Source organism: Streptomyces scabiei 87.22, assembly GCF_000091305.1.
Lineage (GTDB): Bacteria > Actinomycetota > Actinomycetes > Streptomycetales > Streptomycetaceae > Streptomyces > Streptomyces scabiei.
This window is the reverse complement of sequence record NC_013929.1, coordinates 6,115,870-6,130,121: the sequence shown is the minus strand read 5'-3', so window position 1 is coordinate 6,130,121 and position 14,252 is coordinate 6,115,870. Positions and strand designations below refer to the sequence as shown.

At 73.7% G+C, this 14,252-nt stretch carries 10 protein-coding genes; 5 read left to right on the top strand and 5 right to left on the bottom strand.

The window, feature by feature from the left end:
* Positions 1-319 precede the first annotated feature (319 nt).
* Positions 320-775 (top strand): metallopeptidase family protein, encoded by a 456-nt coding sequence (locus SCAB_RS26285; protein ID WP_013003117.1) that lies wholly within the window; start codon positions 320-322, stop codon positions 773-775.
* Positions 776-947: 172 nt separating this feature from the next.
* Here SCAB_RS26285 and SCAB_RS26280 read toward each other — a convergent pair whose 3' ends face one another.
* The 3 genes from SCAB_RS26280 to SCAB_RS26270 form a co-directional block, all read right to left on the bottom strand.
* On the bottom strand, positions 948-2,480 hold the full coding sequence (locus SCAB_RS26280) for a DUF5719 family protein (protein ID WP_013003116.1): 1,533 nt from the start codon (positions 2,478-2,480) through the stop codon (positions 948-950).
* Positions 2,477-6,109 (bottom strand): glycosyltransferase family 2 protein, encoded by a 3,633-nt coding sequence (locus SCAB_RS26275; protein WP_013003115.1) that lies wholly within the window; start codon positions 6,107-6,109, stop codon positions 2,477-2,479. Before SCAB_RS26275 ends, SCAB_RS26280 begins: the two co-directional genes overlap by 4 nt.
* A 203-nt stretch (positions 6,110-6,312) precedes the next feature.
* Positions 6,313-6,576, bottom strand: a complete 264-nt coding sequence (locus SCAB_RS26270; protein WP_003975777.1) for a WhiB family transcriptional regulator — start codon at positions 6,574-6,576, stop codon at positions 6,313-6,315.
* A gap of 719 nt (positions 6,577-7,295) precedes the next feature.
* Here SCAB_RS26270 and SCAB_RS26265 point away from each other — a divergent pair.
* The 4 genes from SCAB_RS26265 (at position 7,296) to SCAB_RS26250 (ending at position 11,303) form a co-directional block, all read left to right on the top strand.
* Complete coding sequence (locus SCAB_RS26265; RefSeq protein WP_013003114.1) at positions 7,296-7,793, top strand: cupin domain-containing protein; 498 nt, start codon at positions 7,296-7,298, stop codon at positions 7,791-7,793.
* A 74-nt stretch (positions 7,794-7,867) separates the two neighbouring features.
* Positions 7,868-8,875 carry a 2-phospho-L-lactate transferase gene (gene cofD / locus SCAB_RS26260; RefSeq protein ID WP_013003113.1) on the top strand — a complete coding sequence of 336 codons (1,008 nt, stop codon included), beginning with the start codon at positions 7,868-7,870 and terminating at the stop codon, positions 8,873-8,875.
* 38 nt (positions 8,876-8,913) lie between these two features.
* Complete coding sequence (locus SCAB_RS26255) at positions 8,914-10,215, top strand: coenzyme F420-0:L-glutamate ligase (protein WP_037726159.1); 1,302 nt, start codon at positions 8,914-8,916, stop codon at positions 10,213-10,215.
* Between the two features lie 86 nt (positions 10,216-10,301).
* A complete protein-coding gene (locus SCAB_RS26250; protein ID WP_013003111.1) occupies positions 10,302-11,303 on the top strand; it encodes a DNA-3-methyladenine glycosylase family protein in 1,002 nt (333 codons plus the stop codon).
* A gap of 161 nt (positions 11,304-11,464) precedes the next feature.
* Here SCAB_RS26250 and manB read toward each other — a convergent pair whose 3' ends face one another.
* The gene (gene manB / locus SCAB_RS26245) at positions 11,465-12,547 is read right to left on the bottom strand and encodes a mannose-1-phosphate guanylyltransferase (RefSeq protein WP_013003110.1); all 1,083 of its coding nucleotides are present in this window, start codon (positions 12,545-12,547) and stop codon (positions 11,465-11,467) included.
* A 188-nt stretch (positions 12,548-12,735) separates the two neighbouring features.
* Positions 12,736-14,184: a peptidoglycan recognition protein family protein gene (locus SCAB_RS26240; RefSeq protein WP_013003109.1), complete on the bottom strand. Its 1,449-nt coding sequence runs from the start codon at positions 14,182-14,184 to the stop codon at positions 12,736-12,738.
* Positions 14,185-14,252 lie beyond the last annotated feature (68 nt).

Below are 14,252 nucleotides of genomic sequence, written 5' to 3'. Positions count from 1 at the left end.
TCCCCTCCGAACCCGGGGCGTTGACCTGCGAGTAACCCCTTGTCCGGGATGCCGAACGACATGGAAACCGGTCAAGTCTATGTACATATCATGCTAATTGGGGCCAGTTCGCCGATCTCGCAGAGGAACGGAATCGAGCCCAACCTTGGCTTGAATGGTCAATCTCCGACACGGCCGACCACCCTCCGGAGACCGTCGCGCGGCGAGCCGGTTGGACGCGCCGGGCCGGCCGTGCCAGGTCAGCGGCGGCGGACCGGCGGCGGCGCCGGGGGCGTGGAGCCGGGCGGGCGGGCCTGCCGGGGATTACGCTTCACAGGTGATGGACGACCTCGTACCGCCCCGCGCCGCCTTCGCACCCGGGCCCCGCCGCCGAGACCGGCACGGCAGGGGGATGCGCGGGCCCATCGCGCCGCCCCAGGTACCGCTCGCGGCGAGTCGCGCGGAGGTGTTCGCGGATCTGGTGCAGGACTCCGTGGAGCGACTGGAACGGCGGTTGCCGCAGCTCGCGGACATCGACTTCCTCGTGCTGGAGGTACCTCGGCTCGACGGGCCCGGCGACGGGGCGTGGAACGACGAGGCCGTGCCGCTCGGGGGGACCGTCGCGGCGCGGGAGGGGCGGCCGGCCCGGGTGGTGATCTACCGGCGGCCGGTGGAGATCCGTACCAAGGGACGCGACGAGCGGGCGGCGCTGGTGCACGAGGTCGTGGTGGAGCAGGTGGCGGAGCTGCTGGGGCTCAATCCGGAGAGCGTGGATCCTCGGTACGGGGAGGACTGACGCGGCACGGGGTGGTGGGGGTTTTCGCCCCCGCCGCCCCCACCCGTCCCCTCCTCGTCAGGGGCTGCGCCCCTGCGGCCCCCGGACGTCCGCCCGGTGGGGGCTGGTCGCGCAGTTCCCCGCGCCCCTGGAAAGCAGGGGCCTGCGCCCACTGCTCCCCAGGGCCTCGAAATCACCTCTGCAGGATCGACAGGTCCTGGTGTGCCTTCGGGACCGCTACCGTTCCGCGGTCGTCCGGGAGGGTCTGGATGGTGAAGGCGGGGACGGAGTCGAGCTTGGACTGCAGGAGGCGGGAGGCGTAGACGGGGGCGCCGGACGTGGTTTCGACGGTGAGGGCGTAGCTGCCCTTCAGGCCGCTCGGGGCCGGCATGTCCACGTGCTGGGTGGTGCCCGCCTTGATCGTGAAGGTCTTGGTCGTGGCCTCGCCGCCGCCACTGCCCGCGGACGCGGTGACCTTGACCTCGGCCGTGCCGGTCGGGGCGGTGAGGGCCAGGGTCGTGCCCTTGGCACGGTTGTCGGCGACTGTGGCGCGCGCGCCGACCGGGCGGGTCGCCGGGATGAAGGCGGTCTCCCGGTTGTCGCCCTTGCCGCGGACCACCCGGAGGGCGGCCACCACCGGGATCGCCCTGCCCGTGGGGGCGAGGAAGAGGGAGCCCTCCTCGCCACGGGTGATGTCGCCCAGATCGGCCGTGGCGGTCATGCCCGACTTGATGTGCAGCGTCTCGTGGCCCGCCGGGGTGATGGGACCGTTCGGCGAGGCGAGGCGGAGCTTCAGGTCGGCGTCCGTGTCGCCCGGGGCGAAGGCCACGAGGGTCACGGAGGTCGCGTCCTTCGGGATGCCGGGGAGGACGAGGCTGCCGGCCGGGTCGGCCGCTGCGGAGAGCCAGTCGCCGCCCAGCTTGTCGTCGAGGGCCTGGACGGCGGCGGCGACCCGGCCGCTGCGGACGCTGACGTGGACCGTGAGGTCGGCCTCCTTCGCCGCGGAGAGCGTGGAGAGCAGGACCGGCTCGGAGGCGCGCGGCCGGACCGTGATGCCGTCCCCCACCGTCGACTTCAGGACGCCGTCCTTCCCGTACAGCTCGATGTCGACGACGGCCGCCGAGTCGTCGGGGTTCACGAGGTGGACGTAGTCGGTGCGGCCCGCGGCGGTGCTCGCGCCCGGGAACCAGAACTCCGTGTCCGGGGCGGTGCAGTTGACACCGAGTAGGCCGCGGCCGGTGCCCGCGGCGACCTCGGTGGTCTCCTGGACCGTCCAGCCGGGGGCGGACTTCCCCTCGGCCGTGCCGATCAGCGCGGGCGCGTCACCGCCGTCGGTGCTGCCGGTGACGGGTTTGCCGGGCCCCTTGGCCTCGATGACGGGCTTGACGGGCTTGCCCTTGGCGTCCTTGCCGGGCTTGTCGTCCTTGCTGTCCTTGCTGTCCTTGTCGCCCGCGTCCGTCGACTGCCCACCCGCCGCGACGAGTTCGGCGCCTCCTTCGCCGCCGGTGTCCTTCGTGACGGGGGTGAAGGACGTGTACGCGGTCTCCGCCAGGTCCGAGGTGCTCGGCTGCGGGCAGAGCAGGCTCGTGCGCTGCACGGGCAGTTGGGCGGCCGCCTTCGCGGTGGTGTCACCGCCCGCCGTGTCGGGGGTGCTGATCACGGCGAAGCCGGTGACGGCGGCGAGGGCGGTCGCGCCGGCGATCAGGGACAGGGTCTGGCGGTTCACTGCTGGCTCCCGTCGCGGCGCTCGCTGTCGGCGCCGGTGCCGTGCGACGGGTCGTACGTCGCGTCGTAGCCCTGGGTGTACGTCTGGTCGTAGGGGGCCGTGGTGCCCCCGTAGGAGGCGTACGGGTCGTACTGGCCGCCCTGGTAGGGGTCGGCCTGGTAGTGCTGCTGGTCGTACGCGCCCGCCGGGTACTGCTGCTGGGCGCCCTGGAACTGCTGGTCGTACTGCCCGTATCCGGCGCCCGCGTCCGCGGGGGCCGCGTCCCATTCCCCGTAAGCCTGCTGCTGCGGGACCGGCGCGGCGACCGGTACCTCCTGCGGGAGGTCGGGCAGGCCGGGGTCGGTGGGCTGTTCGGCCTCGGCCTCGGCCTGGGCGCGCAGGCGGCGGGCGCGGCGGCCGTCGCCGGTGACGTCCTGGGCGGGGACGGCGACGGGCTCGTCGGGCAGGTCGTCGTCGACGTCCCGGCGGCGGCCCGGCAGGGCGAGGACCACGAGGACGACGGCGAGCGCGCCCTGCGCCCACAGCCGGCCGGTGTGGGTGACGGGGGCGTCGAAGGTGACGTCCAGCCGGCCGCCCGCCTCGGGCAGCCGGAAGCCCTGGGCCCAGCCGTCGACCGTGGTCGGGGTGAGCGGCTTGCCGTTGAGCGTGGCGGTCCAGGACTCGTCGGCGGTGTCGGCGAGGCGCAGGAGACGGCCCGGCCCGCCGGCCGGGAGGGTGGTGTGCACCTCGACGGGTCCCGCGGCGACGGCCTTCGGGACGCCGGAGCCGGTTTCGACGGTGACCCGGGAGACCTGGCGGTCCACCCGCCACAGGGCGCTGCCGTCCTGCTGGCTGAGGCGGCTCAGGCCGGGCGTGGCGTCCAGGACGCGGCTGACCTCGCGGGGGGAGCCGGGGCGGACGAGGACGTAGCGCACGGCGAAGCCGCCGAGTTCGTCGCTCTGGTCGGCGCCGGAGCCCGCGACGAGGTGGGCGACGACCTTGTCGAGCCGCTCGTTGTCCCCGGCCGCGGCCGTGAGTTCGGCGTCGCCGAGGCGGACGCCGGAGCCGCGGACCAGGGTGTAGCCGACCTCGGCGGTGGAGTCGCTGTCGAGGACCAGGGTGCGGGCCTGGTCGCGGGTGACGCTCTCCTCGGCGACGAACGCGGGCACCTGGACGGGGTCGCGGCGCTCCAGGGGGCCGTCGGCGCCGCCGAGGACCCAGCCCGCGGCGGCCAGCAGCGGACCGACGGCGGCGGCCAGCGCGATGAGCACGGCGACCGGCTGCCGCCAGCCGAAGCTCTGCTCGGCCACCCGGTGGCGGGCCCCGTCGGCGCCGAGGAGGGCGGCGGCGAGGAGGGCGATGCCGTAGACGAGGGTCGAGGGTCCCGCCCAGGTGGAGCCGTTGGAGAGGACCGCGAGGACGAGGGCCACCAGGGCGGCGGTCCAGGCGGTACGGATCGCCGGCTGACGCTCCGCGCGGAGCAGGGCGGCCAGCGCGGCGAGGACGACGCCGACGAGGGTCAGCCCGCCGACCGTGCCGGGCCCGCCGGGGCTGATGCCGAGCAGATCGGTCGCCGAGGCGGGGCTCCCGCCGTACTCCAGGCCGGCCTCCTCGAAGAAGCCGAACGGCAGCAGGGTCAGGGACCAGGGGGCGAGCATCAGCAGCGGGGTGCCGAGCTGGGCGACGAAGCGCGGGCCGTAGGCGGTGATCTCGCGGCGGCGTACGACGAGGACCCCGAGGCCGAGGAGCAGCGCGAGGGGCCACACGACGGGCGTGAACGCGGTGGTGATCGTCAGCAGCAGCGCGTACGCCCAGGTGGCGCGCCAGGTGCCGCGCGCCCCGGTGCGGTGGGTGAGCCCTGCGGCCGCGGCGCCCCCGCGGGCGGCCAGCGGCAGCAGGACCGCGAGGACGGCGGTGCCGATGCGGCCGGTCGCGAGCGCGCCGGTGACGGCGGGCAGGAAGGCGTAGACGACGGCGGCCCAGGCCCGCAGCAGCCGGGACTCGACCAGGGAGCGGGAGGCGAAGTAGGCGGTGAAACCGGCCAGGGGCACGGACGCCACCAGGAGCACGGTGACCGCCAGTCCGGCGGAGCCGAACAGGAGGGAGCCGAGCATGGCCACGATCGCCAGGTACGGCGGCGCGGCCTCGGAGCCGCCCGTCCCGACCGGGTGCCAGCCGTCCAGGTAGCGCGACCAGAGCGCGGCGGAGTCGGCGGGGGCGGGCAGCAGGGTGCCGCCCGCGAGCGCGCCGCCGCCGAGCAGTTCACGGCAGGCGAGGAGCGAGGCGAGCAGCAGCAGGGCGAAGAGCACGGGCCCGGGTGCGCGTGCGATGCGCTTGAGCCGGGCGAACCGCTCGACCTGGAGGAATTCGGCGTCGTCGTCCCCGGAACCCGGCTCGACGGCGCCGCCGTGCCGTCCGGCCTGGGGGGTCTCGGCGTCGGAGCTGCCGAACAGATCGCCGGCGACCTGTTCGACGGTGGCCCGGACGGTCGCGCCCGGGGGCGGGAACAGCGGTCGCAGCTCGCCCTTGTCCAGCTGTGAGCGGCCTCGTGCGCGTCGCCCGGCGATGATCCGTTCGGGCCGCAGCAGCGTGCTCAGCAGACCGCGGATCTCGTCGACGGCCTGTCCGGGGACCTTGCCGACGAGGTACGCGACGGTCCTGAGCAGGGTGCCGAGGACGATGCGCAGCAGCACCCAGGGGAGCTGCGCGGTACGGGAGTTGACGAGGAGGGTGTAGACCGCGCCCGCCTTGTCGACCATGTGCGGGGAGGCGGCGCTGCGGCCCACGCAGTCGACGGTGCGGCGCTCGCGCGAGGCGGCCTCGGCGTGCCGTACGACGGCCTCGGGGGCGACGAGGACGCGGTGTCCGGCGGTGGTCGCGCGCCAGCACAGGTCGATGTCGTCCCGCATGAGGGGCAGGCGGCGGTCGAAGCCGCCCAGTTCCTCGAAGACGTCACGGCGGATCAGCATGCCGGCGGTGGACACGGCGAGGCTGGGCTTGACGTGGTCGTGCTGGCCCTGGTCCTGCTCACGGCGGTCCAGGCCGGTCCAGCGGCGGCCGGAGTCGGCGATGGTGACGCCGACCTCCAGCAGCTGACGGCGGTCGTACCAGCCGCGCAGCTTGGGGCCGACGACGGCGACGTCGTCGCGGCCCAGCTCGCGTTCGTTCTCCACGGCCCGCAGCAGCTGGGCGAGGGCGCCGGGCTCGGGGGCGCAGTCGTCGTGCAGCAGCCACAGCCACTGGACCGGCTCTCCGTGCGGGAGTTCCGGCATGTCGTACGCGTCGTCGCGCCAGGTGCGGGTCACCGGGTCCCAGCCGCTGGGGCGTCTGAGGTACGCCAGGTCGTCCTCGGTGAGGACGCCCGCGGTGCGGTTGGCCTCCTCGACGGCCTGGCCGAAACCGGTCCGCCGGGCGAGGTGCAGGACGCGGTCCGCGCCGAGGGCGTCGGAGAGGAGCCGGGCGGAGTCGTCCGCGCTGCCGGTGTCGGCCGCCATGGCGCTCTGCACGGGGCGCTCCTGGCCGAGCAGTCCGGCGAGCGCGTCGGGCAGCCAGCGGGCACCGTCGTGCGCGACGAGGACCGCGGTCACCACATGGCGTGGGAACTCAGGAGCGGTGTCCTGGTGAACTGAGGTGTGGCTGTGCACGGACATCGAGGTACGGGCCCCGGTTCGATGGACTGCGGTGGACGTCTGTGTCCGGCGGGGACAGCGGGACGTCTCGGACGAGGGCCCACACTAACGGCTGAGCAGCACGGCGGCCCGCCGCCTGTGGACAACCCACGCGCGACGGGCCGTACGTGTTCGGTTGTCTCTGTTCGACTGTGCCCGGGACGGGTCGGGTGTTCCGGGACGGGTCAGACGGCCGCCTTCTTCAGACGCCGGCGCTCGCGCTCCGACAGGCCGCCCCAGATACCGAACCGCTCGTCGTTGGCGAGGGCGTACTCGAGGCACTCGGAGCGGACCTCGCAGGCGAGACAGACCTTCTTGGCCTCGCGGGTCGAGCCGCCCTTCTCGGGGAAGAAGGACTCGGGATCGGTCTGGGCGCACAGCGCGCGCTCCTGCCAGCCGAGTTCTTCGTCCGCGTCGTCGACCAGCAGTTGCTGCACGAGCTCGGTCATGTGCGCCCCTCGTCCGTCTTTCGCGTCCCCGTCGTGCGGCCGTTACCGATTTCGGCTGAACGACACGAGTGAAATTACAAGTGTGCTGCTACGGGCGAGTCAAGCCGAGATCTGCTATTGAGCCCCTTATTCACTCTGCGGAACCAAGGCTATGCGGAAAGTGTTCAAATCGGCATAAACCCTGACAGCAGCCTGACGGCAGGCGGGAGTTCCGGTGGGGGTTCTCCCTCCCTTACGGGAGAAGACGACCGGGAGTTCGATCTCGTTCCGACTCGTTGGAGTCGGCCCGCTCCGGACGCGCCCACGGCCCGCCACGCGCGTGCCGGCGGCTTGCCCGGTTGGACGCCATGTCTCCCCGAGACCCGGGGCACAAACCTTTCGCCGCGCGGATGCACCGAAAGAGGTGAACCGGCATCCACATACCGGACGGGAAGTTGACAGCGGAGGTGTGAGCCGCTGTGCTTGTGGGCATGCTCGCGAACTTGGCACTCACCTCGACCCGCTCCGCCGGGTCCCTCGGTGCTGCTCGCTGTAGCTGTCGCTGTTGCTGTCCCAGCTGTTGAGCCCTACGCGCTCCGGCTGCCACTGAGCCCCTCCCGGCTCGGCCGCTGTTCCCTCTTCGCCCGGACGACCGGGCACCCACCCCGACCGCGACCCATGCGGACGGCAGGTGACACCCCGCCCTCCCCCACGCACTCCGTCGAGGACATCCCCACTTCATGAACAGCGACAGCGACCTCCAGATCGCCGGCGACCTTCTCGAAGTACCGCACCTCCTCCAGGCGCCGCGCCAACACCCGGTCACCGTGGCCGAGTTCGCCGGACTGGCCCGTTCCCTCGCCGACGACCGCTCCCGGTGGGAGCACCTCGTCGAGTACGACGCGACCACCCGCTGGTACCACCGGCTGCTGACCGGCCCCGGGTACGAGGTGTGGCTGCTGTCGTGGGTGCCGGGGCAGGGCACCGGGCTGCACGGCCACGGGGGCTCCTCCGGCGTACTGACGGTGCTCGACGGCACGCTGACCGAGCGCACCGACCGGGGCACGCGCGTGCTCGGCGCGGGCGCGCAGCGCGTGTTCGCGCCGGGTTACGCGCACGAGGTCGTCAACGACGCGCTGGAGCCGGCCGTCAGTCTGCACGTCTACTACCCGGGCCTGACGGAGATGCCGATGCACGCGACGGCGTGCGCGGCGCAGGAGCCCGCCGTCACGGCCTGACCGGGGACCGCGGGAAACCGGCCGTGGTCCCGGGCGGGCGACCCGGTGTCGGTCCCGCCTGCGAGACTGCTTCCATGCGCATTGTGGTTCTGGCAGGCGGCATCGGTGGTGCCCGGTTCCTGCGCGGTCTGAAGCGGGCCGCGCCGGACGCGGACATCACGGTCGTCGGCAACACGGGGGACGACATCCACCTCTTCGGGCTGAAGGTCTGCCCGGACCTCGACACGGTGATGTACACGCTCGGCGGCGGCATCAACGAGGAGCAGGGCTGGGGACGGGCCGACGAGACCTTCCACCTGAAGGAGGAGCTCGCGGCGTACGGTGCCGGGCCCGAGTGGTTCGGGCTGGGGGACCGGGATTTCGCCACGCACATCGTGCGGACGCAGATGATCAGTGCCGGGTATCCCCTGAGCGCGGTCACCGAGGCGCTGTGCGACCGGTGGAAGCCGGGTGTGCGGCTCATCCCGATGACCGACGACCGTGTCGAGACCCATGTCGCCGTCACGATGCCCGCCGACGGCTCGGACACGGGGGCGGACTCGGGGTCGGGCTCGGGGTCCGGCGAGCGCAGGGCGATCCACTTCCAGGAGTACTGGGTCCGGCTGCGGGCCTCCGTGCCGGCCGAGGCGATCGTGCCGGTCGGCGCCGAGCAGGCGAAGCCCGCGCCCGGGGTGCTGGAGGCCCTGGCCGCGGCGGACGTGATCCTCTTCCCGCCGTCCAACCCCGTCGTCTCCATCGGCACGATCCTCGCCGTGCCCGGCATCCGGGAGGCGATCGCCGAGGCCGGGGTGCCGGTCGTGGGGCTCTCCCCCATCGTCGGTGACGCCCCCGTGCGCGGCATGGCGGACAAGGTCCTCGCCGCCGTGGGCGTGGAGTCCACCGCCGCGGCCGTCGCCGAGCACTACGGCTCGGGGCTGCTCGACGGCTGGCTCGTCGACACGGTCGACGCGGGCGTCGTCGAGCGTGTGCAGAGCGCCGGGATCCGGTGCCGGGCCGTGCCGCTGATGATGACCGACCTGGAGACGACGGCGGCGATGGCCCGCGAGGCGCTGGCACTGGCGGAGGAGGTGCGGGGAGCGTGAGCACGGGGAGCGGGAACGCGGAGAGCGGGAGAGACGTGATGCCCGGCGCCGGGTACCGGGTGTGGGCCCTGGAGGGCATCCCCGAGGTGCGCGAGGGGGACGATCTCGCCAAGCTGATCGTCGCGGCCGCGCCGGAGCTGGCCGACGGGGACGTGCTGCTCGTCACCTCGAAGATCGTGTCCAAGGCCGAGGGGCGTGTCGTCGAGGCGGCCGACCGGGAGGCCGCGATCGACGCCGAGACCGTGCGGGTGGTGGCGCGGCGCGGAACGCTGCGGATCGTGGAGAACCGGCAGGGGCTGGTGATGGCCGCCGCCGGGGTCGACGCCTCCAACACGCCCTCCGGGACCGTGCTGTTGCTGCCCGAGGACCCCGACGCCTCGGCGCGGGCCGTCAGGGACGGTGTCAGGGACGCGCTCGGCGTCGAGGTCGGGGTCGTCGTCACCGACACGTTCGGGCGACCCTGGCGCAGCGGGCTGACGGATGTCGCCATCGGCGCGGCCGGTGTGCGGGTCCTCGACGACCTGCGCGGCGGTACCGACGCGTACGGCAACCCGCTCAGTGCCACCGTCGTCGCCACCGCCGACGAACTGGCCGGAGCCGGTGACCTGGTGAAGGGCAAGGCCGCCGGGCGGCCCGTCGCCGTCGTGCGGGGGCTCGGGCACGTGGTGGCCGAGGACGACGGCGAGGGCACGCGGGGCCTGGTCCGGGGGGCGCGGGACGACATGTTCCGGCTCGGCACCTCCGAGGCCGTACGGCTGGCGGTGACGCAGCGGCGGACCGTCCGGGCGTTCACGGACGAGCCGGTCGATCCCGGGGCGGTGCGACGGGCCGTGGCCGCCGCGGTGACCGCGCCGGCGCCGCACCACACGACCCCGTGGCGGTTCGTGCTGCTGGAGTCCGAGGAGTCGCGGGTACGGCTGCTCGACGCCATGCGGGACGCGTGGATCGCGGATCTGCGGCGGGACGGCAGGAGCGAGGAGTCCGTCGCGAAGCGGGTGCGGCGCGGGGATGTCCTGCGCAACGCGCCCTACCTGGTGGTGCCCTGTCTGGTGACGGACGGGTCGCACGTCTACGGGGACGCGCGGCGGGACGCGGCCGAACGCGAGATGTTCGTGGTCGCGACCGGCGCCGGGGTGCAGAACTTCCTCGTCGCGCTGGCCGGGGAACGGCTGGGTTCGGCGTGGGTCTCGTCGACGATGTTCTGCCGGGACGTCGTACGGGACGTGCTGGAGTTGCCGCGGGAGTGGGACCCGATGGGGGCGGTCGCCGTGGGACACGCGGCGGGGGAGCCTCCGGCGCGGGCCGGGCGGGACGCGGGGGCGTTCATCGAGGTCCGGTGAGCCGAGCGGGCTCCGGAAGTCGTCGGGCGCCCTAGGCTCGTAGGACACGCATCTCTCTGCTCAGGACCTCCTCCTAGGATCTTCTCTTGGCCGGACGCTTCCCCCAGCGGCCCACCCGTACGACGGTGCGGGGCGGGCATGTCGTCGTGCCCGGCGGGGTGCCCCGGCAGGCCGTGGCGGCGGGGAAGCGGCGGACCTGGGTGCCGGAAGGGCCGCTCGATCCGGGGCTCGTGCTGGGGCCGCTGCGGCGGGGGCCGCACGATCCCACCTTCCGGGCCGTGCCGGACGGGTCCGTGTGGCGGGCCACCCGGACACCGGTGGGGCCCGGCTCCCTGCGGGTGGCCCTGCGGGGCGGTGTCGTCGAGGCGGAGGCGTGGGGGCCCGGGGCCGAGTGGCTGCTCGACGGGGTGCCGTCGCTGCTGGGGGCCTCGGACGAGCCGGACGCGTTCGTGCCCCGGCACCGGGTCGTGGCGATGGCCTGGCGGCGGCGGCCGGGGCTGCGGCTGACGCGGACCGGGCTGGTGCTGGAGTCGTTGATCCCGTCGGTGCTGGAGCAGAAGGTCACGACGGACGAGGCGTACCGGGCGTGGCGGCTGCTCGTACGGAAATTCGGGGAGCCGGCGCCGGGGCCCGTGCCGCCGGGGATGTTCGTGATGCCCTCGGTCCGGGAGTGGGCGCTGATCCCGTCCTGGGAGTGGCATCGGGCCGGGGTCGACGACAAGCGGGCGTCGACGATCCTGCGGGCGGTGCGGGTGGCGGAGCGGCTGGAGGAGGCCGTGGGGATGTCGCCGGAGGAGGCGCGGGCCCGGTGGGAGAAGGTGCCGGGGATCGGGCCGTGGACCTCGGCGGAGACCGTGCAGCGCAGTCATGGGGCGGCGGACGCGGTGACCACGGGGGATCTGCATCTGCCGGGGATCGTGGGCTTCGTGCTGGCCGGGGACCGGGATGCGGACGACTCGGTGATGCTGTCGTTGCTGGAGCCGTATGCGGGGCAGCGGCATCGGGCGGCTCGGTTGATCCTGTTGTCGGGGCGCGGGCCGGCTCGGCGGGCACCCCGGATGCCGCGGGGAGACATCGGGCGCCTGTAGTCGGCCCGGCCGCGGGCCCGGCGGGGGCTGCGCCCCGTGCTTTTCAGGCCCGCAGAGCCTGGGCTTTTAGGGGCGCGGGGAACTGCGCGACCAGCCCCCACGCACCCGCACCCGCACCCGCACCCGCACCCGCACCCGCACCCGACAACCACACCCGGCGCTCACTGGTCCGACGAGAAGCGGAGCGCCCCCGTGGGGATTTGGGCGTCGCACCAGACCCGGACCCCCGTGCGGAGTTCGTTGTCGGCGCCGATGACCGCGCCGTCGCCGATGACCGCGCCGGTGAGTACGGAGCGTTCGCCGATGCGGGCACGGGCGCCGATGAGGGAGTCGGTGATCACCGCGCCGGGTTCGACGACCGCGCCGGCCAGGACCGTGCTGCCGTAGACCCGGGCGCCCTCGCCGACGAAGGCGCCCTCGCCCACCACCGTGCCGCCGGTCAGCTTGGCGTCGCCCGCGACCCGGGCGGTGGGCAGGACCAGGCGGTCGCCGCAGCGGCCGGGGACGGCGGGTGACGGGGCGCGGCCGAGGACGAGGTCCGCCGAGCCGCGGACGAAGGCCGCGGGGGTGCCGAGGTCCAGCCAGTACGTCGAGTCGACCATGCCCTGCAGATGCGCTCCCGCAGCCAGCAGGTCCGGGAACGTCTCCCGCTCCACCGAGACCGGGCGGCCCGCCGGGATCGTGTCGATGACCGAGCGGCGGAAGACGTACGCCCCGGCGTTGATCTGGTCGGTGACGATCTCCTCGGGGGTCTGGGGCTTTTCCAGGAAGGCGAGCACCCTGCCCGTGGCGTCGGTGGGGACGAGGCCGTAGGCGCGCGGGTCGGTCACCTGGGTCAGGTGGAGGGAGACGTCCGCGCCGGTCGTTCCGTGGGTGGTGACCAGGCGGCGGATGTCCAGGCCGGTGAGGATGTCGCCGTTGAAGACGAGGACCGGGTCCTCGGGGCAGGAGTGCAGGTGCGAGGCGGCGTTGCGGATCGCGCCGCCCGTGCCCAGGGGCTCTTCCTCGGTGACGTATTCGAGGTGGAGGCCGAGGGCGGAGCCGTCGCCGAAGTGGGGTTCGAAGACCTCGGCGAGGTAGGAGGTGGCGAGGACTATGTGGTCGACACCCGCGGCTCTGGCTCTCGCCAACTGGTGGGTGAGGAAGGGGACTCCGGCCGCCGGGACCATGGGCTTGGGAGTGTGCACCGTGAGCGGACGCAGCCGGGTGCCTCTGCCGCCGACCAGGAGGATCGCTTCTGTCACCTGTCGTCTCTGCTTCCTGCCGGGACCGGCCGAACTGTCATTCGACCGGCCAGTGTATGCAGACCGTTCCACGGCGCCTTCGCGGCCGTGCGCCGGGCCGTCGGCGGGTGGCGAGGCGCGCAGGCGGCGGAGTCGCGTCGAGGGCGCGGCGGGCGCGCCCTCGGGTCCCCCGTGCTCCTGTGGCCGCGCTACCGGCCCTGATAGCGGGCGGCCTCCGTGCGGGCCGTACCGAGCTTTCCGTAGAGGCGCACCCCGGGGCACTCGGTCGCGAACCCGTCCCGGTGACCGGAGATCACATGCAGTTGTACCTTCTTGCCCTTTGCGTAGAGATTGCCACCGCCCGACGTGAGGTAGGTCTTGCCCTTGGGGTTCGCACCGTAAAGACCGAGTTTCCAGGCGGTTAGTTGCGCGATTCCCTTGACGGCCACCGCGGGCGGCTTGGTGGTGCCGTAGCTGCCGAGAACCGCGACACCCATGCTGTTGGTGTTGAAGCCGAGGGTGTGCGCGCCCATGACCGGCTTCGCGACGCCACCCGCGCGCCCCTCGTAGATGTTTCCGCACTTGTCGACGAGGAAGTTGTAGCCGATGTCCCGCCAGCCGCTGCTCACGACGTGGTAGCGGTAGATACTGCGGATGACCGAAGGGGCCTGCGCGCACTTGTAGTTGTTGCCGGAGGCCGTGTGGTGGACGAAGGCCGCGCTGACCCGTGTGGTGTAGCGGAAGTCGCGCTCGCGCAGCTTCTCGTCCGCGCCCCAGCCGGCGCGCGTGACGATGCGGGGGCGCGGGCCGATGTACGGCTTCACCCCGGGCACCACGTTCGCCAGCCGCTCCTCCGTCTCCTTGCGCGTCAGCGCCGGAATGGCGGTGGCGCCGAGCGGCGCGAGGTCGGCGTTGACGGCGGAGGCGGCGGCCGACTCGGCGGTCAGGGCGCCCAGCCGCGGCGCGTCGGCGGGGGTGCCGACGGGCGGCGGGTCGGCCGCGTGCACGGCGTTCGGGCCCGCGGCGCCCTCCAGGGTGCCGGTGCCCGGGTCGACCAGTTCGAGGCGTAGGCCGTCCGGGAGCATCTGGACGCCCGGCGCGGTTGTACGGCCCTGGGTCTCGGCGCGTACGCGCACCTCGACGCCGTCGGAGTCGCCGACCCACAGCGGGGCGGTGGAGCCGCGCACCCGGCCCGAGGAGCGCTCGGCGGTGTCGGGGTCGGCGGCGTGCTCGTGGTTGTGCGTCTCCACGTCCTGCCAGCCGGACCAGCGGTCGGTGCCCTTGGCGCGGGTGCGGACCTGGACGCGGCCCTGGAGTTCGGTGTCCGGGTTGTCCCAGACGACACCGACCAGGGAGAAGGACCGTACGTCCCGCTTGCCGAGGCCCTGTTCGGCGGCGGCCGGGCCGAGGTTCCGGTCCGTGCCGAGGGGGAGGAGGGGAAGGGACTGGGTGCTGCCGGACGCGGGCGCGAGCGCGAGCGGGGCGGTCGGGGCCGGGGTCCGCGCCGGGTGCAGGGCCGCCGTGGAGGACGAGTCCGTCGGGGTCGCCGCGGAGGCCGTCGCCGGGAGTGCCGCCGGGAGGGCGAGTGCCGCCGCGCAGGTGACGCCGATCGAGGACGCGAGGAATCGTGATCTACGCATGCGTCCGATCCTGGACATAGTCATACATATCTGTCCATCGCGGAATTGACGGTCCGTCGGCTGTGCTGCGCCGAACCGGTGGCGAT

Bases quoted from the DNA above. Each gene is read 5' to 3' on its own strand.
- SCAB_RS26285 (WP_013003117.1), top strand. From the start codon at position 320: ATGGACGACCTCGTACCGCCCCGCGCCGCCTTCGCACCCGGGCCCCGC.
- SCAB_RS26275 (WP_013003115.1), bottom strand. From the start codon at position 6,109: ATGTCCGTGCACAGCCACACCTCAGTTCACCAGGACACCGCTCCTGAG.
- SCAB_RS26270 (WP_003975777.1), bottom strand. From the start codon at position 6,576: ATGACCGAGCTCGTGCAGCAACTGCTGGTCGACGACGCGGACGAAGAA.
- SCAB_RS26265 (WP_013003114.1), top strand. From the start codon at position 7,296: ATGAACAGCGACAGCGACCTCCAGATCGCCGGCGACCTTCTCGAAGTA.
- cofD (WP_013003113.1), top strand. From the start codon at position 7,868: ATGCGCATTGTGGTTCTGGCAGGCGGCATCGGTGGTGCCCGGTTCCTG.
- SCAB_RS26255 (WP_037726159.1), top strand. From the start codon at position 8,914: ATGCCCGGCGCCGGGTACCGGGTGTGGGCCCTGGAGGGCATCCCCGAG.
- SCAB_RS26240 (WP_013003109.1), bottom strand. From the start codon at position 14,184: ATGTCCAGGATCGGACGCATGCGTAGATCACGATTCCTCGCGTCCTCG.